This window comes from Acinetobacter sp. C32I (genome assembly GCF_023702715.1).
GTDB lineage: Bacteria > Pseudomonadota > Gammaproteobacteria > Pseudomonadales > Moraxellaceae > Acinetobacter.
In genome coordinates, this window is sequence record NZ_CP098480.1 from 3,935,490 (window position 1) to 3,962,138 (window position 26,649).

Genomic DNA, 26,649 nt, shown 5'->3' on the forward strand with positions numbered 1-26,649 from the left:
CTGGTTTAGACAAGCATTGATTCAATATGTAGCAGTCTGGTTTTAAGAAGATCTAGGCTGCATCACTACAAACAACATAGTAGGTAACTAAATGAACTTACATGAGTATCAAGCTAAAGCATTATTGAAAGAATATGGCATGCCAGTACAAGAAGGTATCTTGGCAACAAATGCAGACGAAGCAGTCGCTGCATTTGAACAGCTTGGTGGTAAATTCGCAGTAATGAAAGCGCAAGTTCATGCTGGTGGCCGTGGTAAGGCTGGCGGTGTTAAAGTTGCAAAATCTAAAGAAGATGTAATTGAATTTGCTAACAACATCATTGGTACTCGTCTTGTAACGTATCAAACAGATGCAAATGGTCAGCCAGTTAACAGCATTATCGTTGCTGAAGACGTTTATCCAGTTGAGCGTGAGCTTTACTTAGGCGCGGTTGTAGACCGTTCTAGCCGTCGTATTACTTTCATGGCTTCTACCGAAGGTGGTGTAGAAATCGAGAAAGTTGCAGAAGAAACGCCTGAAAAAATTATCAAAGTTGAAGTTGACCCATTAGTTGGCTTACAACCATTCCAAGCGCGTGAAGTTGCGTTTGCTTTAGGTTTGAAAGACAAGCAAATCAGCCAATTCGTAAAAATCATGGCTGCTGCTTACCAAGCATTTGTTGAAAATGACTTTGCATTATTCGAAATTAACCCACTTTCAGTTCGTGAAAATGGCGATATTTTATGTGTAGATGCAAAAGTAGGTATAGACTCTAACGCGCTTTACCGTTTACCTAAAGTTGCTGCTTTACGTGACAAATCTCAAGAGAATGAGCGTGAATTGAAAGCATCTGAATTTGACCTTAACTATGTTGCTTTAGAAGGTAACATCGGTTGTATGGTGAACGGTGCTGGTCTTGCAATGGCAACAATGGACATCATTAAACTTTATGGTGGTCAGCCTGCAAACTTCCTTGACGTTGGTGGCGGTGCAACGAAAGAGCGCGTAATCGAAGCGTTCAAAATCATCCTTGCTGATACGTCTGTTCAAGGTGTTTTAATCAACATCTTCGGTGGTATCGTACGTTGTGACATGATTGCTGAAGCAATTATTGCAGCGGTTCAAGAAGTAAATGTAACTGTACCAGTTGTTGTTCGTTTAGAAGGTAACAACGCTGAGTTAGGTGCTAAATTACTTGATGAATCAGGTTTGAAATTAATTTCTGCGAACGGTTTATCTGATGCCGCAGAAAAAGTTGTAGCTGCAGTTAAAGCGTAAGGAGTATCAATCATGAGCGTATTAATTAATAAAGACACTAAAGTATTGGTACAAGGTTTTACTGGTAAAAACGGTACTTTCCACTCTGCACAAGCTTTAGACTACGGTACAAAAGTTGTTGGTGGTGTTACTCCAGGTAAAGGTGGTACAACTCACCTTGACCTACCAGTATTCAACACAATGAAAGAAGCGGTACGTGAAACAAATGCTGATGCATCTGTAATCTATGTACCAGCTCCATTCGTTTTAGACTCAATCGTTGAAGCGGTTGATTCAGGTGTTGGCCTAATCGTTGTGATCACTGAAGGTGTTCCAACGATCGACATGCTTAAAGCGAAACGCTACTTAGAAACTAACGGTAACGGTACTCGTTTAGTTGGTCCTAACTGCCCAGGCGTGATCACTCCAGGTGAATGTAAGATCGGTATTATGCCTGGTCACATCCACCAACCAGGTCGTATTGGTATCATTTCACGTTCAGGTACATTGACTTATGAAGCTGTTGCTCAAACAACTAAGCTTGGTTTAGGTCAGTCTACTTGTATCGGTATTGGTGGTGACCCAATCCCTGGTATGAACCAGATCGAAGCGCTTCAATTGTTCCAAGACGATCCAGATACTGATGCAATCATCATGATCGGTGAGATCGGTGGTACAGCGGAAGAAGAAGCTGCTGAATTCATCAAATCTAACGTGACTAAGCCTGTTGTAGGTTACATCGCTGGTGTAACTGCACCTAAAGGTAAGCGTATGGGTCATGCTGGTGCGATCATTTCTGGTGGTCAAGGTACTGCTGAAGAGAAATTCGCTGCATTTGAACGCGCGGGAATGGCTTACACGCGTAGCCCAGCTGAGCTTGGTTCTACTATGTTGCAAGTTTTAAAAGAGAAAGGTTTAGCGTAATACGTTAGATTTTAATCTTTAAAAAAACCCCAATGGAGACATTGGGGTTTTTTATTGGAGGAATATTATCTAGCAAATTCACATTTAATTTATGAAGGAATAGCCATGATAAAATATTTAATGTGGTTACTTTTTTGATAAATTTAAATCTTAATAAGAAAGTAATTGAGTTATACATCTAATTTCTGGAACGTTATATGGAATCGATTACGGGTATATCATTGGAAGGGATTGAGCCAGATGAATATGGTAGATATATTATTCCTTATGTCAGTGAAATTTTCGAAAAAGAAGTCACTTTAACTATTCCTACTGAAAGTGGAGTGATTGAAGAGTGGCAATTAAATCTGGCTTATCAATTTTGTGAAAAAGAAAAAGAACTGAAAGAACAGATCTTTGAAAGCATATTGGCTTATTATCACGACTGTTGGGTAGATTTAAAAGCTCAGTTCGGTGAAAATTTTGCCCATCTCGTTCCCTCAGTAGAAAACGCCTCTCAACTTAAAGAATTACTGACTTCTGTTGGCATTTACATTGGGGAATTAGAGCCACAAGAAGAGGCTATTGGTTTACTTTTTGAGTGTTCATGGGAACCAGAACATGGGCTAGGAGTATTAATTAACAATTGGGAAGTCAAAGAAGTAAGCCATCAAGATATTGCATTTACAATTTAACTAGAAGTTTAAGTGAAATAATGAAAGCTAAACAGGAAATATTTGATCTGCTTAGTTTGCTCAAGGTATTTGATGCAAACTATGTAAGCGATGAAGATTGTTTAAAGCTGCATGGTTTGGATGTAAACCATACTAAGGATGTTATTACTGCTGTAAAGGCGTTACTTTTGCCTGAGTTAAATACATACTCTCAGGTTGCACAGCAACGACTAATCACTCTAATCCATGCAACAATTTTGGATTCTAGTGAAGACTTTATTGCGCTCTTTGATCGTATTGAACTTGTATTCGATAATGAAATTATTGATAAACGTGCTTTTATGTCTGCTTTATTGGCTGGGATTGAGTGTGTTTAATAATTTGTCTTGTTCCATTTTAATGCAATGGAACAAGACAATTCTGCAAAAAAATTATATTACTCAGCTTTTGGTTTTAACCCTTGAGTCAAACCATTAATATCTCCACCTTGTAGGCCAAGTTCATTCATTAAACTATCAATCAATGGCGCTTGTGAACGGTAGCGTAGGGCACTATTTACTACTTGATCGGATAACGAAGCCGTTGAGCCATGTTCAGTGTTTTCACCTGAAATAGCAGAACCGCCAGCAAAGCCATTTAAACCATTCACTTGTAAAATCTTGATGTCATCAATGTTTTCCATTGGTTTAACACTTTCACGAATGATCTCGGGTAAATGTTTGAGCAGTGCCAAGCGCACTTGCATTTCTACCTGTTCAGCAGAAAGAGTATTGGCTGCTTCATTCACCGCACGCGCACCTTCAGCATCAACCTGATATTGTTTTTCCAACGCTTGAGCAAGTAGAATTTTTGCATCTGCTTCACCTTTAGCTTTTAAGCGAATCTTTTCAGCATCTGCTTCTGCTGCAATACGTACGGCTTCTGCTTCATCGGCAGCGGCTTTCTTACCTGCATCAGCAGCTACGGTAATCGCAATCGCTTCTTTCTCTGCCGTTTGTTTAGCTGCAACCAGCTCGACTGCTTTTTGACGCTCAGCACGTTGTGTTTCACGTACCGTCACAACTTCTTCCTCTGCTTTTACCGCTTCAGCACGGGCCTTATCTGCATGTGCTTTAGCTTCAGATTCGGCACGAGATTTTTCAGCAATGGCAATGGCACGATCTTGCTCAGCCAGTTCGATGGTTTTCTTCTGTTCAACTTGTGCTTTTTGAATCAATTGAGCTTTTTGAATATTCTCATTTTCTACATCACGCGCAGAAGCAATTCGCTTTAGCTCCACTTCACGCTCAGCAGCAATTTGAGCTTCTTCGGCCTCACGTTTTTTACCAGCTTCTTGAGAGGCGATTTCTGCGGTTTGTTCAGCTTTACGAATCGAGATTTCACGCTCTTGTTGCAACTTTGCATATTCTTCTTCACGCGAAATTTCTAAACGAGTACGTTCTGCTTCTAAGTTCTTGGCACGAATCGCAAGATCAGCATCTTGTTCAATATCATTACGTTTCTTGCGACGGTCTTCAATGGTTTCAGTCAGCTTGGTTAAACCTTCCGCATCGAAGGCATTTTGTGGGTTAAAGAATTTAAAGCTGGTTTGATCTAGCCCCGTTAAGGATACGGTTTCAAGTTCTAAACCATTTTTAGATAAATCTTCTGAGACGACTTGTTGAACTTTTTGTACAAAATCGACACGCTTCTCATGTAGTTCTTCCATCGCCATTTCAGCGGCAACAGCACGCAGTGAGTCGACGAATTTACCTTCGACCAGATCTTTAAGCTCTGGTGGAGACATGGTTTTACGCCCCAAGGTTTGGGCCGCAGTTGCAATTGACTCAGCAATCGGTTTGACCCGGACATAGAACTCAGCCATCACATCAACACGCATCCGGTCACGGGTAATCAGCGCCTGATCTGCCGCACGCTTTACCTCTAAACGTAAGGTATTCATATTCACTGGAATAATTTCGTGTAAGACAGGGAGGACAATTGCACCGCCATTTAGAATCACTTTTTCGCCACCAAAACCTGTGCGCACAAAAGAAACTTCTTTACTCGAACGGGTATAGAGACGGGCGATAATAATGCCAATAAAAATCAGTGCTGCAAAAATAACACCAGTAATAATTAAAATTTCAGTCAATGCTGAATTCAACATGTAAATACCCTCATGTATTAAATATAAAAATTAAGTCGCAATCGCTTGGAATCCAATTTTGGTTCTTTGCGTTAAAATAACCTCTTGTCCTTGATGGAAAACCAGATCAAGTTCGGGTTCAACCAAGACGTAGTGGGTTTGGCCAAATTGGTCTTTAACTTTGGCCTGTGCAGGGGAGTTGGGTTTAGCCTCCCCTAAAATGATATGTGCTGTTCTGCCAATCAAATCGTCTGTTTGAATTGCCGTGGTTTCATCTTTAGGAATAATTTTGGCAATCAAGGCAGCGCTATAACGGACCAGTGGCATGCATAAAAATAAGCAGGCAGGGGCAATGATCCATGCAGAAAGATAATGTTCGGTAAATTGATAGAACAGATCTTGGATGATTAAACCCGTGAGTGCATAGACGGTTAAGAAGATGATCAGCCAGATGAGTAAGGGAACTTTACCCAAATACAACCATTCCAGAAACTGAGTCAAAACAGAATCAGGTTGTTCTACAGAGATATCGGCATGATCAATATCGCTCAGGCTATCTGGTAAAAATTGTTCCAAAAAACTAGAACTACCACCGAATAATAATAGGATGAATTCGAGTAGGCCGATAAACAGGCACAGCATCAAAGCAATGCTAAAAACAAGGTTAGAAGGATGTGTTAAAAGATCCCAGATCATCGCGATTACTCTTATTTCTTTTAGCGTTAATTAATAAATTTTTTATAAAAATAAAACAGTTATAAGAGTAAAGCCAATGCGCCTAAATTTCAACCTAAATTGACCACATTCTTGCAGACGAAAAAAAACGCAATGATTGGGGTGATCACTGCGTTGAACAACGAATCTGTTTAAAACAGTTTCGGTTGAAAGGAGAAATGTCATGAGATTAGTGTTAACTAACCTACGAGCCCATAGTATGAAAAAACCTGACTAAGTTCATCGGTATTCATGTTAACTACTGTTAATTGATGTTAATAAGTGACGAAAATTGTTAGTTTTTTATTTTTTAATAAAGTTCTAAAATTAAACCTAAATCAAAGGCTTAAAATAAAAAAGCCCAAATTTGGGCTTTTTATTGGAAAAGTAACGTAAATTAGAATTTGAATAATCCAATTCCTGCTTTTACTTCATCCAGCGTTTGCTGTGTGATAATACGGCACTTTTCAGTTCCTTGTTTGAGCACATCCATAATGTAATCAGGATCTTTTTCTAGCTCAGCACGACGTTCACGAATCGGTGCGATGAGCTCTTGTAAAACACCTTCCAAGCGCTTTTTCACAGTACCATCACCAAGACCACCACGACGATAATGTGCTTTTAATTCCTCAACTTCTTCTTTATTTGGATCGAAAGCATCGAGATAGGTAAACACGATATTGCCTTCAACCTGACCTGGGTCTTCAATACGAAGGTGATTCGGATCGGTATACATTGCATTGACAGCTTTTTTGATGTCTTTATCTGTAGCATTCAACACAATGGTATTACCCAAAGATTTTGACATCTTCGCTTTGCCATCAAAACCAGGTAAGCGCGCCATATTTGATAACAGTGCTTTACATTCTGGTAATAGATCATGACCGATTTGGCGGTTAATACGACGCACCACTTCGTTGGTTTGTTCGATCATTGGGAGTTGATCTTCACCAACAGGAACTACAGTTGCTTTAAATGCGGTAATGTCTGCTGCCTGTGCAATTGGATAACATAAGAAACCTGCTGGAATATCACGCTCAAAATTACGTAATTGGATTTCAGCTTTTACGGTCGGGTTACGCTCTAAACGTGCAACGGTCACGTAGTTGAGGTAAATCATAGTCAATTCATTTAAGGCAGGTAAGCAAGACTGTACGCAAATCGTGGTTTTGCTTGGGTCAATCCCGACAGCAAGATAATCCAGTGCAACTTGCAGGATGTTGTTGCGAACTTTATCTGGATTATCGGCATTGTCTGTCATCGCTTGCGCATCAGCCAATAACAGGTGTTGATGATGACTGTCTTGTAGACCTACACGAGAACGTAATGAACCGACAAAATGTCCGAGGTGGAGTTGTCCTGTTGGACGGTCGCCTGTCAAAATGATGGGACGTTGATCAATATTACTCATGATATGTTCCAAGATTCAGTAATTTCATAGATATAAGATTGATATTATTGTACGAGAAATAAATTTTTTTCGTCAGCGATAATTTTAACTTTTTCTTAAAATCATATTGTGCTTTCACTGCGGGATTCTACAATGGTTGTATAAATACAAATCAGGAAATAAAAATGGCGAGTGGTTTATTACTCCTACTGGATGATATTGCAACGATTTTAGATGATGTTGCCGTCATGAGTAAAATGGCAGCTAAAAAAACCGCTGGGGTTTTAGGTGATGACTTAGCGCTGAATGCCCAACAAGTCAGTGGGGTACGATCAGATCGAGAATTACCTGTGGTTTGGAATGTTGCAAAGGGTTCATTTGTTAATAAATTAATTCTCGTTCCATTGGCTTTATTGATTAGTGTTGTTGCTCCTTGGCTGATTAATCCATTGCTTATGATCGGGGGGCTATTCCTCTGTTATGAAGGGGTAGAGAAGGTTGTGCATATGCTGTTTCATAAGAAAGCTAAAACAGCAGAGGTGGCCAGTGAAAACTTGCAACACGTCGAGGTCGATTTAGCCAAATTTGAAAAAGAAAAAGTAAAGGGAGCGATTCGAACAGACTTTATTCTTTCTGCCGAAATTGTGGTGATTTCGTTAGGTACCGTTGCAACAGCTGCATTTATGACTAAAGTGACAGTATTAAGTATTATTGCAATCGCCATGACTGTCGGGGTATATGGCCTAGTTGCAATGATCGTAAAAATTGACGATTTGGGTTTATATCTTACACAACAAGCTTCTGAATTAAAAAATAAAATAGGTCGTGGTTTGCTTGGTTTTGCTCCAATTTTAATGAAAACACTTTCAATTGTAGGAACGGTTGCAATGTTTTTAGTGGGTGGGGGAATCATTACGCATACCATTCCTTTATTGCATCATTTTACTGAAGAAACGGTTGATCATTTAGAGCTGATTCCGAGTGTAGGCTCAATTATCGGTGCTCTAACACCAACCTTGATTAACCTTGGTATTGGCTTGCTTGCTGGTGCTGTAGTGTTGATGATTGTCAGTTTGATCCAAAAACTCTGGCCAAAAAAAGTATCCGCTTAAACCTAGGTCGTTATCATCAGAATTATGTGAGGTAGTTATGCGTTGGAAAGGTCGTCGAGTCAGTACCAATGTTGAAGACCGTCGCGGTGGTGGCGGTGCGAAAGCAGGTGGAATTAGTATTATTGGGCTAGTGGTCGCCTTTGTGGCTTGGAAATTTTTTGGGGTTGACCCACAGCAAGCCTATCAAGCGACACAAGCTGTAACCGCACAGTCTTCTCAACAGGGCAGTGCACCACAGAATTTGACTGCTGAACAAAAAGAGGCCAGTGAGTTTGTTGGAACGGTGTTGGCAGATACAGAAGATACCTGGACACCAATCTTTCAGCAGCTCGGGATGACTTATAAGCCGCCAAGCTTAGTACTCTTCAGTGGCGTTGTACGTTCAGGGTGTGGTACTGCACAGGCTGCGATGGGACCTTTTTATTGTCCGGCTGATCAGAAAGTTTATATTGATACCTCATTCTTTAAAGATATGCGTCAGCAAATGGGTATTTCTGGAGAACAAAATCAAACAGAACTTTCTCGTCAGGATCAGGCCGGGGATTTTGCTCAGGCCTACGTAATTGCGCATGAGGTGGGGCATCATATCCAAAACCTATTAGGTATTTCAGGTCAGGTGCAGCAAGCACGTGCACAGGCCAGTCAAGCACAAGGCAATCAACTCTCTGTACGTTTAGAATTACAGGCAGATTGTTTTGCAGGAATTTGGGCGCATCAGAATCAAAAGCGTACGCAGTTCCTTGAGCAAGGTGATATTGAAGAAGCAATGGATGCAGCCGAAAAAATTGGAGATGACTATCTACAGCGCCGTGCCACTGGACAAGTTGTGCCAGATAGTTTTACTCATGGTACCAGTGAACAGCGGATGCAATGGTTTCAGATCGGTTTGAAATCAGGTGACGTGAATCAGTGTAATACCTTTAAATAGGATAAAAAAGGAGCGTTGCTCCTTGATTTTTATACGGAAGATATACGAATCAGAAGAACAATTAACGTAAAATAAGAGCGTCTATGCTGAATTGAGGATGATTGGTTTATTGTTGTACCTAAACCATTTGTTAATATAAATTAAATAATAAAATGGAGGAATTACAGCATAGACCTTCACTCTTTATTCAATCGCATAATATTTTAAATTTTATCATTGATTAAAATTTTAAAATTTAAATAACGTATATGTTGTTAAAATTGAATAAATAAAGAGGTCATATGGGTAACTTTTTTCTTTTACAAGCATTGACGGTTGTTTTTGCCTTATCCATTGCGACGACTATTTTTAATAAACGAATACTCGGTTTTCCTCAGGCAATTGGTGTTCCAATTGTCTCAGCTATTTTTGTCTTTATTTTGCAGTGGGGTGCAAGTCTATTAAATGGCAATCAATTTATTACCATTAATATTCATAATATTGAAGCTGCTGTAAGAAATATTGATTTTTATGATTTTCTAATCAATGGCGTGATTTGTTTTATTTTAACTTCATCTGCGCTGAAATTTAAAATTTCAGATTTAAGGAGTTACTGGAAACCAATTGGTATTTTAGCTACGATTGCACTAGTGTTATGTGCAGGATTTTATGCAGGATTATTGTATTTATTTCAATGGCTGGTTGGTTACCCAGTTCCAATTGGTGTCTTACTATTATTAGGTGCGGCACTTGGTGCAACTGATCCAATTGGCGTTAAAGGGGTGTTAAGTTCTATTCGAGCACCGCATCATCTAATTGTAAAACTAGAAGGTGAGTCATTATTTAATGATGCGATGTGTATTGCTTTATTTATGACCTTATTGAAAGTTCTGCAAGGCGAACATTTTTCATTATTAGCAACCATAGAAACGTTATTATATGAAATCTTTGTTGCAGTAATTATTGGTTTTGCATTTGGTTTTGCGATCTTACGTTTACTAAGAGGTAAACATGAGATGGAGTCACTGATTTTAACCACGGCATTGCTTGCAAGTGGTTCTTATCTCGTTGCCTTATTTGCACATGCATCTGCTCCGATTGCTTGTGTCATTGGCGGTTTGATTGTCGGTAATAAATGGCAGGAAATTAGAGAACAGCGAGAAATTCGTGAAGTAAACCATTTCTGGCATACCGTTGAAGGGATTATTAATTCATTCCTATTTACCTTGATCGGTTTAGAGTTGTTTATTCTGGATTTAAGTGCCAATTTGATTATTGGCGGCATCATTGCCTTTATTATTCTGCACTTATCTCGTTTTGCAGCAAACTTCGCTGCATTCGCCCTATTTCCATCCTTTCGTAATAAAAGCTACAACGGCAGTTTAGCAATTCTCTCGTGGGGTGGTGTTCGAGGAGGGATTTCACTGGCGTTGATCCTTGCAGTGGCGAATATTCCAGAATTGAGCCAATACAGTAGTATCCTGATTGGTTATACCTTTATTAGTGTACTGCTGTCAGGTGTAGTTTGTGGTCTTGGTTTACCTGCTGTGATGAATGCTTTCTACTACAATCCAGGTGAAGAGACCCAAGGGCTGAAGGGTTTTTATCAGCGAATGTGCAATAAGATGAATCGTCGTGGTTTCAAATATATTGTGGGTGAAGATAGTTTGGGAAGAGAAACAATTACTATTTATAATCCAGAAATTTTATTGGATCAGAAAACAGATGATGGTGTTGCAACCATGCATCATCCGAATAAGCGGGAAGAAGTGAAACGATTAGAGAATCCTGATAATTTTTAATTGCATATTTTTGTTTTTTGTTAAAAAAGCCTTTTAATGTAAAAGGCTTTTTTATTTTATTGAGTAGTTCTAATTAAAATATTTTTTAAGTAAATTTTAATGATTTTTTTGTTTTTTTGAATTTATTTTAATTGAGATAGTTTATTTAAAAAGTTTGTTAAATTTGGTTTAAATACCTTTTAGGAATCTATTAAATATTTTTCTGTCATTTGTTTAAAAGTGTAAATTTAACAATTATTGAAAAATTATTATTTTGTTTTTGTTCTTTTAAATCATCATCTTATCCTGTTGTGAAAAAATATTACAATGTAAGTTTATTTTTTTATTTTGTGCGCTATTTAACATTTATTTTGTTTGATTTAAAGTGGTGCTGTGAACTCTATCACTCAGAAACAATAATTTAAACTTAAGTTAATAATGTCATTAAGAATTGATTAAATATTAAAAATTTATAATGAGGAATATAACCATGTCTCAAATACAAATTATTTCCAAGGAAAGTCATCAAACCCTTGTAAATACGACGGGAAAAACAGCCACATTACCTTCTGAACCTTCAGTTGTATTAATTAAGGTCTCTGCAAATGATATTTCAGTTGTTAAGAGAGATGGTGTAAATGCGGTAGTGGTATTAAAAAATGGCGAAACAATCGTTATTCATAATTTCTTCAATAATAGTGAAATAGCAGATAACAGTCTGGTTCTTCAAGGTGAAGACAATCAATTGGTTTGGGCACATTTTAAAGATGCTGAAACTGATGCAGATGCTGACGCAGATGCTGACGCAGATGCTGACTCTGATGATGATGACCATGAAGGGGCTGTTTTTTTAGAAGAAACGCCAGCAGTGGTACCAGAAGCGGCAGCAGCACCTGTTGAAGCAGCAGCATTGCAGCCGATTCAAGCAGTAGAGCCATTACTTTATGCGGGTGAGGCAGCGAGTGGTTTTAGTCCATGGCTATGGGCTTTACCTGTACTTGCAATTGGTGGGATTGCTGCAGCTGCAAGTGGTGGGGGTGGAGGTGGCGGAAATAATGATAATAATACAGACACCACACCTCCTAGTACGGATGGCGTAAAATTTAATACTGATCCTGTGACCGCGGACAATGTACTGAATGCAGCAGAATCGGCGGGCAATGTAACCTTAACAGGCACATTAACAGGTGTACCTGCAGATGCAGCGACGACTGTGGTGACGGTTGTTGTGAATGGTGTGACTTATACAGCGACGGTCAATTCAGCGAATGGTACATGGAGTGTAAGTGTACCAGGCAGTGGATTATTAGCGGATGGCGATAAGACCATTGATGCCAAAGTTACGTTTACAGATGCGGCAGGAAATAGCAGCAATGTAGCGGACACGCAAGTTTATACAGTGGATACCACTGCGCCAAATGCACCAGAGATTGATCCAATCAATGGTACAGATCCAATTACAGGGACTGCAGAACCTGGTTCGACAGTGACGGTGACCTTCCCAGATGGCACTACAGTTCAAGTACCAACCGACCCAACCACAGGGGTATGGACCACACCAAATCCAGGTAATTTACCAAATGGCGGTACAGTTACTGCGGTAGCAACAGATCCAGCGGGTAACCCATCTGTACCAGGTACAGAAACAGTGGATACGGTTGGCCCGGATGTTTCAGGTACAACACTGAACATTGATCCTGTAACTGCGGATAACGTTATCAATGCAGCAGAATCGGCGGGGAATGTAACCTTAACAGGCACATTAACAGGTGTACCTGCAGATGCAGCGACGACTGTGGTGACGGTTGTTGTGAATGGTGTGACTTATACAGCGACGGTCAATTCAGCGAATGGTACATGGAGTGTAAGTGTACCAGGCAGTGGATTATTAGCGGATGGCGATAAGACCATTGATGCCAAAGTTACGTTTACAGATGCGGCAGGAAATAGCAGCAATGTAGCGGACACGCAAGTTTATACAGTGGATACCACTGCGCCAAATGCACCAGAGATTGATCCAATCAATGGTACAGATCCAATTACAGGGACTGCAGAACCTGGTTCGACAGTGACGGTGACCTTCCCAGATGGCACTACAGTTCAAGTACCAACCGACCCAACCACAGGGGTATGGACCACACCAAATCCAGGTAATTTACCAAATGGCGGTACAGTTACTGCGGTAGCAACAGATCCAGCGGGTAACCCATCTGTACCAGGTACAGAAACAGTGGATACGGTTGGCCCGGATGTTTCAGGTACAACACTGAACATTGATCCTGTAACTGCGGATAACGTTATCAATGCAGCAGAATCGGCGGGGAATGTAACCTTAACAGGCACATTAACAGGTGTACCTGCAGATGCAGCGACGACTGTGGTGACGGTTGTTGTGAATGGTGTGACTTATACAGCGACGGTCAATTCAGCGAATGGTACATGGAGTGTAAGTGTACCAGGCAGTGGATTATTAGCGGATGGCGATAAGACCATTGATGCCAAAGTTACGTTTACAGATGCGGCAGGAAATAGCAGCAATGTAGCGGACACGCAAGTTTATACAGTGGATACCACTGCGCCAAATGCACCAGAGATTAATCCAATCAATGGTACAGATCCAATTACAGGGACTGCAGAACCTGGTTCGACAGTGACGGTGACCTTCCCAGATGGCACTACAGTTCAAGTACCAACCGATCCAACGACTGGGGCATGGACCACACCAAATCCAGGTAATTTACCAAACGGCAGTACCGTTACGGCAGTAGCAACAGATCCAGCGGGTAACCCGTCTGTACCAGGTACAGAAACAGTGGATACAGTTGGGCCAGATGTTTCAGGTACAACACTGAATATTGATCCTGTGACTGCGGATAACGTCATCAATGCAGCAGAGTCGGCAGGGAATGTAACCTTAACAGGCACATTAACAGGTGTACCTGCAGATGCAGCGACGACTGTAGTGACTGTTGTTGTGAATGGTGTGACTTATACAGCGACAGTTAATTCAGCGAATGGTACATGGAGTGTGAGTGTACCAGGTAGTGGATTATTAGCGGATGGCGATAAGACCATTGATGCCAAAGTTACGTTTACGGATGCGGCAGGTAACAGCAGCAATGTAACGGACACTCAAGTTTATACAGTGGATACCACTGCACCAAATGCACCGGTCCTTGATCCAATCAATGCGACCGACCCAATCAGTGGTACGGCAGAACCTGGTTCAACAGTAACGGTAACCTTCCCGGATGGTACAAGTGTTCAAGTACCAACCGACCCAACCACTGGGGCATGGACCACACCAAACCCAGGTGGCTTAACCAATGGTGAGACAGTCACTGCGACAGCGACTGACCCAGCAGGCAACACTTCATTACCAGGCACAGGTACGGTTTCTACAGATGTGACTGCGCCGATCGTGACGGTAGATGATGACCTCAGCAACGATGCAACTCCTGCATTGACCGGTACCGTGAATGACCCAACGGCTACGATTGTGGTGAATGTGGATGGCGTTGACTATCCAGCAGTGAACAATGGTGATGGCACGTGGACCTTGGCGGACAACACCTTACCGACCTTAGGTGAAGGCGACCATACCGTGACGGTGACTGCGACAGATGCTGCAGGCAATGTCGGTACCGATACGGGTACGATTACGATTGATACGGTTGCACCAAATGCACCGGTCCTTGATCCAATCAATGCGACCGACCCAATCAGTGGTACGGCAGAACCTGGTTCAACAGTAACGGTAACCTTCCCGGATGGTACAAGTGTTCAAGTACCAACCGACCCAACCACTGGGGCATGGACCACACCAAACCCAGGTGGCTTAACCAATGGTGAGACAGTCACTGCGACAGCGACTGACCCAGCAGGCAACACTTCATTACCAGGCACAGGTACGGTTTCTACAGATGTGACTGCGCCGATCGTGACGGTAGATGATGACCTCAGCAACGATGCAACTCCTGCATTGACCGGTACCGTGAATGACCCAACGGCTACGATTGTGGTGAATGTGGATGGCGTTGACTATCCAGCAGTGAACAATGGTGATGGCACGTGGACCTTGGCGGACAACACCTTACCGACCTTAGGTGAAGGCGACCATACCGTGACGGTGACTGCGACAGATGCTGCAGGCAATGTCGGTACCGATACGGGTACGATTACGATTGATACGGTTGCACCAAATGCACCGGTCCTTGATCCAATCAATGCGACCGACCCAATCAGTGGTACGGCAGAACCTGGTTCAACAGTAACGGTAACCTTCCCGGATGGTACAAGTGTTCAAGTACCAACCGACCCAACCACTGGGGCATGGACCACACCAAACCCAGGTGGCTTAACCAATGGTGAGACAGTCACTGCGACAGCGACTGACCCAGCAGGCAACACCTCATTACCAGGCACAGGTACGGTTTCTACAGATGTGACTGCGCCGATCGTGACGGTAGATGATGACCTCAGCAACGATGCAACTCCTGCATTGACCGGTACCGTGAATGACCCAACGGCTACGATTGTGGTGAATGTGGATGGCGTTGACTATCCAGCAGTGAACAATGGTGATGGCACGTGGACCTTGGCGGACAACACCTTACCGACCTTAGGTGAAGGCGACCATACCGTGACGGTGACTGCGACAGATGCTGCAGGCAATGTCGGTACCGATACGGGTACGATTACGATTGATACGGTTGCACCAAATGCACCGGTCCTTGATCCAATCAATGCGACCGACCCAATCAGTGGTACGGCAGAACCTGGTTCAACAGTAACGGTAACCTTCCCGGATGGTACAAGTGTTCAAGTACCAACCGACCCAACCACTGGGGCATGGACCACACCAAACCCAGGTGGCTTAACCAATGGTGAGACAGTCACTGCGACAGCGACTGACCCAGCAGGCAACACCTCATTACCAGGCACAGGTACGGTTTCTACAGATGTGACTGCACCGATCGTGACGGTAGATGATGACCTCAGCAACGATGCAACCCCTGCATTGACCGGTACCGTGAATGACCCAACGGCTACGATTGTGGTGAATGTGGATGGCGTTGACTATCCAGCGACCAACAATGGTGATGGCACGTGGACCTTGGCGGACAACACCTTACCGACCTTAGGTGAAGGCGACCATACCGTGACGGTGACTGCGACAGATGCTGCAGGCAATGTGGGTACCGATACGGGTACGATTACGATTGATACGGTTGCACCAAATGCACCGGTCCTTGATCCAATCAATGCGACCGACCCAATCAGTGGTACGGCAGAACCTGGTTCAACAGTAACGGTAACCTTCCCGGATGGTACAAGTGTTCAAGTACCAACCGACCCAACCACTGGGGCATGGACCACACCAAACCCAGGTGGCTTAACCAATGGTGAGACAGTCACTGCGACAGCGACTGACCCAGCAGGCAACACTTCATTACCAGGCACAGGTACGGTTTCTACAGATGTGACTGCGCCGATCGTGACGGTAGATGATGACCTCAGCAACGATGCAACCCCTGCATTGACCGGTACCGTGAATGACCCAACGGCTACGATTGTGGTGAATGTGGATGGCGTTGACTATCCAGCGACCAACAATGGTGATGGCACGTGGACCTTGGCGGACAACACCTTACCGACCTTAGGTGAAGGCGACCATACCGTGACGGTGACTGCGACAGATGCTGCAGGCAATGTGGGTACCGATACGGGTACGATTACGATTGATACGGTTGCACCAAATGCACCGGTCCTTGATCCAATCAATGCGACCGACCCAATCAGTGGTACGGCAGAACCTGGTTCAACAGTAACGGTAACCTTCCCGGATGGTACAAGTGTTCAAGTACCAACCGACCCAACCACTGGGGCATGGACCACACCAAACCCAGGTGGCTTAACCAATGGTGAGACAGTCACTGCGACAGCGACTGACCCAGCAGGCAACACCTCATTACCAGGCACAGGTACGGTTTCTACAGATGTGACTGCGCCGATCGTGACGGTAGATGATGACCTCAGCAACGATGCAACTCCTGCATTGACCGGTACCGTGAATGACCCAACGGCTACGATTGTGGTGAATGTGGATGGCGTTGACTATCCAGCAGTGAACAATGGTGATGGTACGTGGACCTTGGCAGACAACACCTTACCGACCTTAGGTGAAGGCGACCATACCGTGACGGTGACTGCGACAGATGCTGCAGGCAATGTGGGTACGGATACAGGTACAGTGACAATCGATACGATTGCACCGAATGCACCAGACATTGATCCAATCAATGCAGTTGATCCGATTACAGGAACAGCAGAACCAGGTTCGACAGTGACGGTGACCTTCCCGAACGGAACCACAGTTCAAGTGCCAACTGATCCAATCACAGGTGCGTGGACAGTACCAAATCCAGGTAATCTGGTTGATGGTGATACCGTTACAGCAACAGCAACAGACTTGGCAGGAAACGTTTCATTGCCGGGTACAGAGATTGTTGATGGAGATGGCTTACCACCAGTCGTCGCGTTGAATGATGAATTCACCAATGACTCAACACCAGACTTGAGCGGTACGATCAACGATCCGAATGCAACGATTGTGGTGAATGTGGATGGCGTTGACTATCCAGCAGTGAACAATGGTGATGGTACTTGGACGCTTCCAGACAATGTATTACCAGTGTTGGGTGAAGGTCCACATGCGGTCACAGTGACTGCCACAGACTTGGCAGGCAATGTGGGTACGGATACAGGTACAGTGACAATCGATACGATTGCACCGAATGCACCAGACATTGATCCAATCAATGCAGTTGATCCGATTACAGGAACAGCAGAACCAGGTTCGACAGTGACGGTGACCTTCCCGAACGGAACCACAGTTCAAGTGCCAACTGATCCAATCACAGGTGCGTGGACAGTACCAAATCCAGGTAATCTGGTTGATGGTGATACCGTTACAGCAACAGCAACAGACTTGGCAGGAAACGTTTCATTGCCGGGTACAGAGATTGTTGATGGAGATGGCTTACCACCAGTCGTCGCGTTGAATGATGAATTCACCAATGACTCAACACCAGACTTGAGCGGTACGATCAACGATCCGAATGCAACGATTGTGGTGAATGTGGATGGCGTTGACTATCCAGCAGTGAACAATGGTGATGGTACTTGGACGCTTCCAGACAATGTATTACCAGTGTTGGGTGAAGGTCCACATGCGGTCACAGTGACTGCCACAGACTTGGCAGGCAATGTGGGTACGGATACAGGTACAGTGACAATCGATACGATTGCACCGAATGCACCAGACATTGATCCAATCAATGCAGTTGATCCGATTACAGGAACAGCAGAACCAGGTTCGACAGTGACGGTGACCTTCCCGAACGGAACCACAGTTCAAGTGCCAACTGATCCAATCACAGGTGCGTGGACAGTACCAAATCCAGGTAATCTGGTTGATGGTGATACCGTTACAGCAACAGCAACAGACTTGGCAGGAAACGTTTCATTGCCGGGTACAGAGATTGTTGATGGAGATGGCTTACCACCAGTCGTCGCGTTGAATGATGAATTCACCAATGACTCAACACCAGACTTGAGCGGTACGATCAACGATCCGAATGCAACGATTGTGGTGAATGTGGATGGCGTTGACTATCCAGCAGTGAACAATGGTGATGGTACTTGGACGCTTCCAGACAATGTATTACCAGTGTTGGGTGAAGGTCCACATGCGGTCACAGTGACTGCCACAGACTTGGCAGGCAATGTGGGTACGGATACAGGTACAGTGACAATCGATACGATTGCACCGAATGCACCAGACATTGATCCAATCAATGCAGTTGATCCGATTACAGGAACAGCAGAACCAGGTTCGACAGTGACGGTGACCTTCCCGAACGGAACCACAGTTCAAGTGCCAACTGATCCAATCACAGGTGCGTGGACAGTACCAAATCCAGGTAATCTGGTTGATGGTGATACCGTTACAGCAACAGCAACAGACTTGGCAGGAAACGTTTCATTGCCGGGTACAGAGATTGTTGATGGAGATGGCTTACCACCAGTTGTAACATTTACAGATGAAACTACTAATGACACCACTCCTGAGTTGACAGGTACGATCAATGATCCGAATGCGACCATTGTTGTGAATGTGGATGGCGTTGACTATCCAGCAGTGAACAATGGTGATGGTACATGGACACTTCCAGACAATGTATTACCAGTGTTGGGTGAAGGTCCACATGCGGTCACAGTGACTGCCACAGACTTGGCAGGCAATGTGGGTACAGATACGGGTGCAGTTACGATTGATACCATTCCAGCTGACTTGATTGGTGCGATCACAGTTCCAGATGATCTGAACGGTGACGGCATCTTGAATGCGACTGAATTGGGTGCAGATGGTAGCTTCGATGCACAAGTGGCACTTGGTCCAGATGCAGCAGTGGGTACAGTGGTAACCGTAAATGGTACCAACTACACAGTAACAGCAGCGGACTTGGTGAATGGCTTCATCACTGCAGCGATAGCCGTTGCAGCAGATGGCAGCATCACAATCCATGCAGAAGCGGTGGATGCTCAAGGTAACATTGACAGTGCAGATGCAGATGTAACCATCACGGTGGATACAGTTGCAGCTGACTTGATTGGTGCGATCACAGTTCCAGATGATCTGAACGGTGACGGTATCTTGAATGCGACTGAATTGGGTGCAGATGGTAGCTTCGATGCACAAGTGGCACTCGGTCCAGATGCAGCAGTGGGTACAGTGGTAACCGTAAATGGTACCAACTACACAGTAACAGCAGCGGACTTGGTGAATGGCTTCATCACTGCAGCGATAGCCGTTGCAGCAGATGGCAGCATCACAATCCATGCAGAAGCGGTGGATGCTCAAGGTAACATTGACAGTGCAGATGCAGATGTAACCATCGCGGTGGATACAGTTGCAGCTGACTTGATTGGTGCGATCACAGTTCCTGATGATCTGAACGGTGATGGTATCTTGAATGCGACTGAATTGGGTGCGGATGGTAGCTTCGATGCACAAGTGGCACTCGGTCCAGATGCAGCAGTGGGTACAGTGGTAACCGTAAATGGTACCAACTACACAGTAACAGCAGCGGACTTGGTGAATGGCTTCATCACTGCAGCGATAGCCGTTGCAGCAGATGGCAGCATCACAATCCATGCAGAAGCGGTGGATGCTCAAGGTAACATTGACAGTGCAGATGCAGATGTAACCATCACGGTGGATACAGTTGCAGCTGACTTGATTGGTGCGATCACAGTTCCAGATGATCTGAACGGTGACGGTATCTTGAATGCGACTGAATTGGGTGCGGATGGTAGCTTCGATGCACAAGTGGCACTCGGTCCAGATGCAGCAGTGGGAACAGTGGTAACCGTAAATGGTACCAACTACACAGTAACAGCAGCGGACTTGGTGAATGGCTTCATCACTGCAGCGATAGCCGTTGCAGCAGATGGCAGCATCACAATCCATGCAGAAGCGGTGGATGCTCAAGGTAACATTGACAGTGCAGATGCAGATGTAACCATCACGGTGGATACAGTTGCAGCTGACTTGATTGGTGCGATCACAGTTCCAGATGATCTGAACGGTGACGGTATCTTGAATGCGACTGAATTGGGTGCGGATGGTAGCTTCGATGCACAAGTGGCACTCGGTCCAGATGCAGCAGTGGGAACAGTGGTAACCGTAAATGGTACCAACTACACAGTAACAGCAGCGGACTTGGTGAATGGCTTCATCACTGCAGCGATAGCCGTTGCAGCAGATGGCAGCATCACAATCCATGCAGAAGCGGTGGATGCTCAAGGTAACATTGACAGTGCAGATGCAGATGTAACCATCACGGTGGATACAGTTGCAGCTGACTTGATTGGTGCGATCACAGTTCCAGATGATCTGAACGGTGATGGTATCTTGAATGCGACTGAATTGGGTGCGGATGGTAGCTTCGATGCACAAGTGGCACTCGGTCCAGATGCAGCAGTGGGAACAGTGGTAACCGTAAATGGTACCAACTACACAGTAACAGCAGCGGACTTGGTGAATGGCTTCATCACTGCAGCGATAGCCGTTGCAGCAGATGGCAGCATCACAATCCATGCAGAAGCGGTGGATGCTCAAGGTAACATTGACAGTGCCGATGCAGATGTAACCATCACGGTGGATACAGTTGCAGCTGACTTGATTGGTGCGATCACAGTTCCAGATGATCTGAACGGTGACGGTATCTTGAATGCGACTGAATTGGGTGCGGATGGTAGCTTCGATGCACAAGTGGCACTCGGTCCAGATGCAGCAGTGGGAACAGTGGTAACCGTAAATGGTACCAACTACACAGTAACAGCAGCGGACTTGGTGAATGGCTTCATCACTGCAGCGATAGCCGTTGCAGCAGATGGCAGCATCACAATCCATGCAGAAGCGGTGGATGCTCAAGGTAACATTGACAGTGCCGATGCAGATGTAACCATCACGGTGGATACAGTTGCAGCTGACTTGATTGGTGCGATCACAGTTCCAGATGATCTGAACGGTGACGGTATCTTGAATGCGACTGAATTGGGTGCGGATGGTAGCTTCGATGCACAAGTGGCACTTGGTCCAGATGCAGCAGTGGGTACAGTGGTAACCGTAAATGGTACCAACTACACAGTAACAGCAGCGGACTTGGTGAATGGCTTCATCACTGCAGCGATAGCCGTTGCAGCAGATGGCAGCATCACAATCCATGCAGAAGCGGTGGATGCTCAAGGTAACATTGACAGTGCCGATGCAGATGTAACCATCACGGTGGATACAGTTGCAGCTGACTTGATTGGTGCGATCACAGTTCCAGATGATCTGAACGGTGACGGTATCTTGAATGCGACTGAATTGGGTGCAGATGGTAGCTTCGATGCACAAGTGGCACTCGGTCCAGATGCAGCAGTGGGTACAGTGGTAACCGTAAATGGTACCAACTACACAGTAACAGCAGCGGACTTGGTGAATGGCTTCATCACTGCAGCGATAGCCGTTGCAGCAGATGGCAGCATCACAATCCATGCAGAAGCGGTGGATGCTCAAGGTAACATTGACAGTGCAGATGCAGATGTAACCATCACGGTGGATACAGTTGCAGCTGACTTGATTGGTGCGATCACAGTTCCAGATGATCTGAACGGTGATGGTATCTTGAATGCGACTGAATTGGGTGCAGATGGTAGCTTCGATGCACAAGTGGCACTTGGTCCAGATGCAGCAGTGGGTACAGTGGTAACCGTAAATGGTACCAACTACACAGTAACAGCAGCGGACTTGGTGAATGGCTTCATCACTGCAGCGATAGCCGTTGCAGCAGATGGCAGCATCACAATCCATGCAGAAGCGGTGGATGCTCAAGGTAACATTGACAGTGCAGATGCAGATGTAACCATCACGGTGGATACAGTTGCAGCTGACTTGATTGGTGCGATCACAGTTCCAGATGATCTGAACGGTGATGGTATCTTGAATGCGACTGAATTGGGTGCGGATGGTAGCTTCGATGCACAAGTGGCACTCGGTCCAGATGCAGCAGTGGGAACAGTGGTAACCGTAAATGGTACCAACTACACAGTAACAGCAGCGGACTTGGTGAATGGCTTCATCACTGCAGCGATAGCAGTCTTGGCTGATGGCTCATTAGCGATTCATGCAGAAGCAGTCGATGCTCAAGGTAACATTGATAGTGCTGATTCATCAGTAACCATTGATATTACACCTCCTGATATCACGACTGCTGCAATCGCAATTAATGCAATCACTGGAGACAATATTCTCGATGCAGCGGAAGTATCAGGTACAGTCACATTGACTGGTACCTTGACGATTCCAGCTGATGCAGTAATAACTTCAGTTCAAGTGAATGTAAATGGAACCAATTACACCGCAGTGGTTGATCCTTTAACAAGTACTTGGAGCATAGGTGTTCTAGGTAGTCAACTTGCCGCCGATACAGATTTAACGATTGAGGCGACAGCAACCTTTACAGATATAGCCGGTAATAATAGTACGCTTCAAGACACACAAACCTATACGCTGGCCAGCTCTATCATTGCATTCGATAATTTTGATACGGCAGTACTTGCTCCTCAACCATTGCTGATTTCAGATGATGCACTACTTGGTAGCAAAACATACTTAGCACTTGTTTCACTTGCAGGGCTTGATTTACAACTCGGCTCTGAAGCAATCGGCTTTAGTGTGGCGGCAAATCAAGAAGGTAATGCAACATTTACCTATAGTGCACTCATCGGTGTGAACGCACTGGCTGATTACTCACTTGTGGTTCAGAAATTGGATCCTGTGACGGGTCAATGGACTTCAGTGTATGGCGGTGGCCAAGCCGATATTATTAAACTGACTTTACTAGGTTCGACCCCAGGCGTAGCTCTAGATGGTCTTGAAGAAGGTCAATATCGTGCCTTTATGACCTATACAGGCCTTGCAGGTATAGGCTTACTTGGTACTTTAACTGCGACAATGGATATCTACGATACCACTCAAATTGGCGGATTCTACACAGAAACGGCTACGGGTAACGTGATTGTAGACCTCAATGATAGTGGTCAAGCTGATGTGGTCACACCAACAACTGTGATTAATGCAGTGAATGGTCAACCTGTGTTAGCAGATGGTACTGTAATTACTGGTGCTTTCGGTGATCTGGTTATCAATCTCGATGGCTCATATGTTTATACACCGAACTCAAATGCGGCAGGGATTGGTCAAACTGATCAGTTTGTATATACCTTAAGAGATCCTGTAACGGGTGATACGGCTCAAGCGACATTGAACATCCAATTAAGTTCAGTGAAAGCATCAGATAACCTTGCTGTTGCGGAAATTAATCCAGAAGCATTGTTAGTTGCTGATGATGTAGCCCTTGGAAGTGCAAGTTATCTCGCTGCTGTTTCTCTGGCTGGATTAAATTTACAATTGCTGGGTGATGCCACTGTTGCATTCAATGTTGATGCTGATCGTGAAGGTACAGCAACATTTACTTTCAGCGGATTATTGACTGCGAACCTCTTGAGTGATTACTCGCTGGTTGTTCAAAAATATGATGCAACAACAGGACAGTGGGTCTCTATTGGTGGTACTAATCCACAAGCAACATTGGTTGATTTATCCCTCATTGGTGGGGTGGCAACTGCGGTGATTGAGGGTTTGGAAGCTGGTCAATATCGTGCCTTTATCGGTTATGAAGGCTTGTTGGGTGTAGGCTTAGGCGGAACATTAACAGGTACAATGGATGTTTATAATCCATATGTTATTGCTGGATATTCTGTTGAACCAATCTCTGGCAATGTCATCAAAGATGTGGGTATTAATGGGGCAGTTGATGCTGCGAGCAGCAATGCTGTCATCTCAATGGTGAATGGTGATCCAGTAAGTGCAACAGGTACAACCACTATTGTGGGCACATACGGTAACTTGGTGATTGATCAAGATGGTAACTACACTTACACACCAAATGCGAATGGTTTAAATCTTGGACAGGTTGACCAGTTTACTTATACCTTACTCGATCCTGTTACAGGCAATACTTCACAAGCGGTTCTCTATGTTCACTTGGATAGTAACGGTGTCGATATGACATGGAATCCAGCAGATCCATCTCAACCTGCTGTGATTACAGGTCCAGTTCCAGTGGATGCAATGGATAATGTTGCTTCGGCTGAAATTGACATGGTTTATCCTGTCACCACAGAAGTCCTTGATAATGCGATTAGCTATAACTGGTTACTCGGTATTGGCGGTATTGTGATCGGTACTAAACAAGGTACAGCGACATTTGACGTAGATCCAGGTCATCTTACTGATGCGATTATCTCTGTAAACTTTGGTTCAGTGGCAACGATTGTTGATGGCTTACATGTGGTATTAACACGAGTCAATCCAGACGGTAGTCGTACAGTGATTGCTGACAGTGCCAATACGGGTGTACTTGATCTGTTAGGTATCTTTGGTTCCGAAGTTCAATTCAAGGTTGATAACTTGAGTGCAGGTACTTACGAGCTGTTCATGGAGAGCAATACACTTCTGACTGCTTTAGGTAATGTCACTGCGGATATCACATTGAATCATGGTGATATTACTCAGCCGCCAGTATTGGTTGTTGATCCAATCACAGGCAATGTCCTTGCTGATGGTGACTCAGCGATATATGGTCCAAACTATACGCCAGACTATATTACCACCACGACTGTTGTGACATCAGTGACATCAGAAAATGGCAATGTTGAAGGTGTTATTGTTGGTGTTCCAACAACGATTGTTGGTGCATATGGAACATTAACAATTGGTTCAGATGGTACTTATACTTACCAAGCAACAGCGAATATGGCGAATGTCGGTAAAGTGGATAGTTTCACCTACACCGTCGTAGATCCTGTAACAGGTAGAACCGATACCGCTACATTACATATCCAGGTGGGTTCACCTGATGTTGATGTGAATTGGAACATCGCAGATCCTTCTGCAGATGCAACACTTCCAGCACCTTCGGTTATTGCTGATACTGACGATGCAACCATTAGTATGAAGCATGTCACTGATCCTGTTGTAGATGTAACAAGTGGTAATGTGACCATCGGTAATTTAGCTGGTTTCCCAATACCGCTTCCTGTATTGAGCAGTACTGTGACATCTAACCAATTTGTGATTGCTGCTAATACTGTAAGTGATGTTCATGTGCAGTTGAATTATACGGCATCATTAAGCTTGTCTGCTTTCCCAACGACTGGATATACAATTCAGCAATTGGTTGGCGCGTCTTGGGTTGATACTGCATATTCGGGTTCGGCGACGGCTTTAGCTGGTGTGTTGGGTGCTCCAGCATTCTCTGCAGATATCCCTCATCTGTCAGAAGGAACTTATCGTGTGGTCTTTAGCTTATCTAGCTTGATTTCCTTAGGCGTGGTAACTCTAGACTCAGTTGTCACTACAACAGCTACGCATCTAAACCAATACATACCAGACGGTCAAACAGATTGGATTACAGGTAATGTATTAACGAATGATGTTGCTGAGGGTACCCAACTGCATGTCTTTAACTCAACAACAGGTAGCTATGAATTAGCTGCTGGTCAGGGTGTGAATACAGGTGAAGGTACATTGTATCTCTACAATGATGGTTCTTACTTCTACAAACCATTTGATAGTGCTGCAAATGCAACGTCTGATGTGATTGATTACAAGTTGGTTTCTGTGATTGATGGCAGTGAATATACCTCTTCATTGACGATTAACTTGAGTCAAGAGTTGAATAGTTTGGTGGTGAGTACGTCTGCAAATGATGTCTTCACATTGGGTAATGGTTCTGACACCTTGATCTACAACACATTGACCGCTGCGAGCGTTACCAATGCAACAGGTGGTAATACAACAGGTGGTGGTGTAGACATCTGGACTGACTTCCATGTCGGTAATACCGCGACAGATGATCAAGCGGATAAGATTGATTTAAGTAACTTGTTGATTGGTACTCAAAACAGTCTAACCATTGGTCAATATGTTTCGGTGAGCTACGATGCAGGTACACAAACTGCAACGATCAGTGTAGACCGTGATGGTGGCGTATTGATTGAAGGTACCTATACCGAAACTCCATTGTTACAGCTCACAAATATTACAGCACCGTTAACGCTGAATGATTTGTTGAATAATGGACAAATCATTTACTAATCCAAAGCCTTCACTTTAAAAAAAGAGA

General features: G+C 44.2%; 11 protein-coding genes. 8 read left to right on the top strand and 3 right to left on the bottom strand.

Going from position 1 to position 26,649, the window contains the following annotated elements:
• Positions 1–91: 91 nt before the first annotated feature.
• From sucC to NDN13_RS18795, 4 genes are all read left to right on the top strand, one after another.
• Positions 92–1,258 (top strand): ADP-forming succinate--CoA ligase subunit beta, encoded by a 1,167-nt coding sequence (gene sucC, locus NDN13_RS18780; protein ID WP_003655470.1) that lies wholly within the window; start codon positions 92–94, stop codon positions 1,256–1,258.
• 12 nt (positions 1,259–1,270) lie between these two features.
• A complete protein-coding gene (sucD, locus tag NDN13_RS18785) occupies positions 1,271–2,161 on the top strand; it encodes a succinate--CoA ligase subunit alpha (RefSeq protein ID WP_003655479.1) in 891 nt (296 codons plus the stop codon).
• A gap of 197 nt (positions 2,162–2,358) precedes the next feature.
• Positions 2,359–2,835 carry a DUF6985 domain-containing protein gene (locus NDN13_RS18790; RefSeq protein WP_251116529.1) on the top strand — a complete coding sequence of 159 codons (477 nt, stop codon included), beginning with the start codon at positions 2,359–2,361 and terminating at the stop codon, positions 2,833–2,835.
• Between the two features lie 20 nt (positions 2,836–2,855).
• Positions 2,856–3,191, top strand: a complete 336-nt coding sequence (locus tag NDN13_RS18795; RefSeq protein WP_251116530.1) for a hypothetical protein — start codon at positions 2,856–2,858, stop codon at positions 3,189–3,191.
• A gap of 59 nt (positions 3,192–3,250) precedes the next feature.
• Here the strand turns inward: NDN13_RS18795 and NDN13_RS18800 are convergent, their stop codons facing one another.
• The 3 genes from NDN13_RS18800 to trpS form a co-directional block, all read right to left on the bottom strand.
• Complete coding sequence (locus tag NDN13_RS18800; RefSeq protein ID WP_251116531.1) at positions 3,251–4,963, bottom strand: flotillin family protein; 1,713 nt, start codon at positions 4,961–4,963, stop codon at positions 3,251–3,253.
• A gap of 30 nt (positions 4,964–4,993) precedes the next feature.
• Complete coding sequence (locus tag NDN13_RS18805; RefSeq protein ID WP_251116532.1) at positions 4,994–5,638, bottom strand: YqiJ family protein; 645 nt, start codon at positions 5,636–5,638, stop codon at positions 4,994–4,996.
• A gap of 415 nt (positions 5,639–6,053) precedes the next feature.
• Positions 6,054–7,067, bottom strand: a complete 1,014-nt coding sequence (gene trpS, locus NDN13_RS18810; RefSeq protein ID WP_004652187.1) for a tryptophan--tRNA ligase — start codon at positions 7,065–7,067, stop codon at positions 6,054–6,056.
• A 164-nt stretch (positions 7,068–7,231) separates the two neighbouring features.
• Here trpS and NDN13_RS18815 point away from each other — a divergent pair, with 164 nt between their 5' ends.
• The 4 genes from NDN13_RS18815 to NDN13_RS18830 all read left to right on the top strand — a co-directional run bounded on the left by NDN13_RS18815 (position 7,232) and on the right by NDN13_RS18830 (position 26,621).
• Positions 7,232–8,158 (top strand): DUF808 domain-containing protein, encoded by a 927-nt coding sequence (locus NDN13_RS18815; RefSeq protein WP_251116533.1) that lies wholly within the window; start codon positions 7,232–7,234, stop codon positions 8,156–8,158.
• Between the two features lie 37 nt (positions 8,159–8,195).
• Positions 8,196–9,086 carry a KPN_02809 family neutral zinc metallopeptidase gene (gene ypfJ / locus NDN13_RS18820; RefSeq protein WP_005205856.1) on the top strand — a complete coding sequence of 297 codons (891 nt, stop codon included), beginning with the start codon at positions 8,196–8,198 and terminating at the stop codon, positions 9,084–9,086.
• Between the two features lie 281 nt (positions 9,087–9,367).
• On the top strand, positions 9,368–10,867 hold the full coding sequence (locus NDN13_RS18825) for a cation:proton antiporter (RefSeq protein ID WP_251116534.1): 1,500 nt from the start codon (positions 9,368–9,370) through the stop codon (positions 10,865–10,867).
• Between the two features lie 469 nt (positions 10,868–11,336).
• Positions 11,337–26,621, top strand: coding sequence for a BapA/Bap/LapF family large adhesin (locus NDN13_RS18830; protein WP_251116535.1), 15,285 nt, complete (start codon positions 11,337–11,339; stop codon positions 26,619–26,621).
• Positions 26,622–26,649 lie beyond the last annotated feature (28 nt).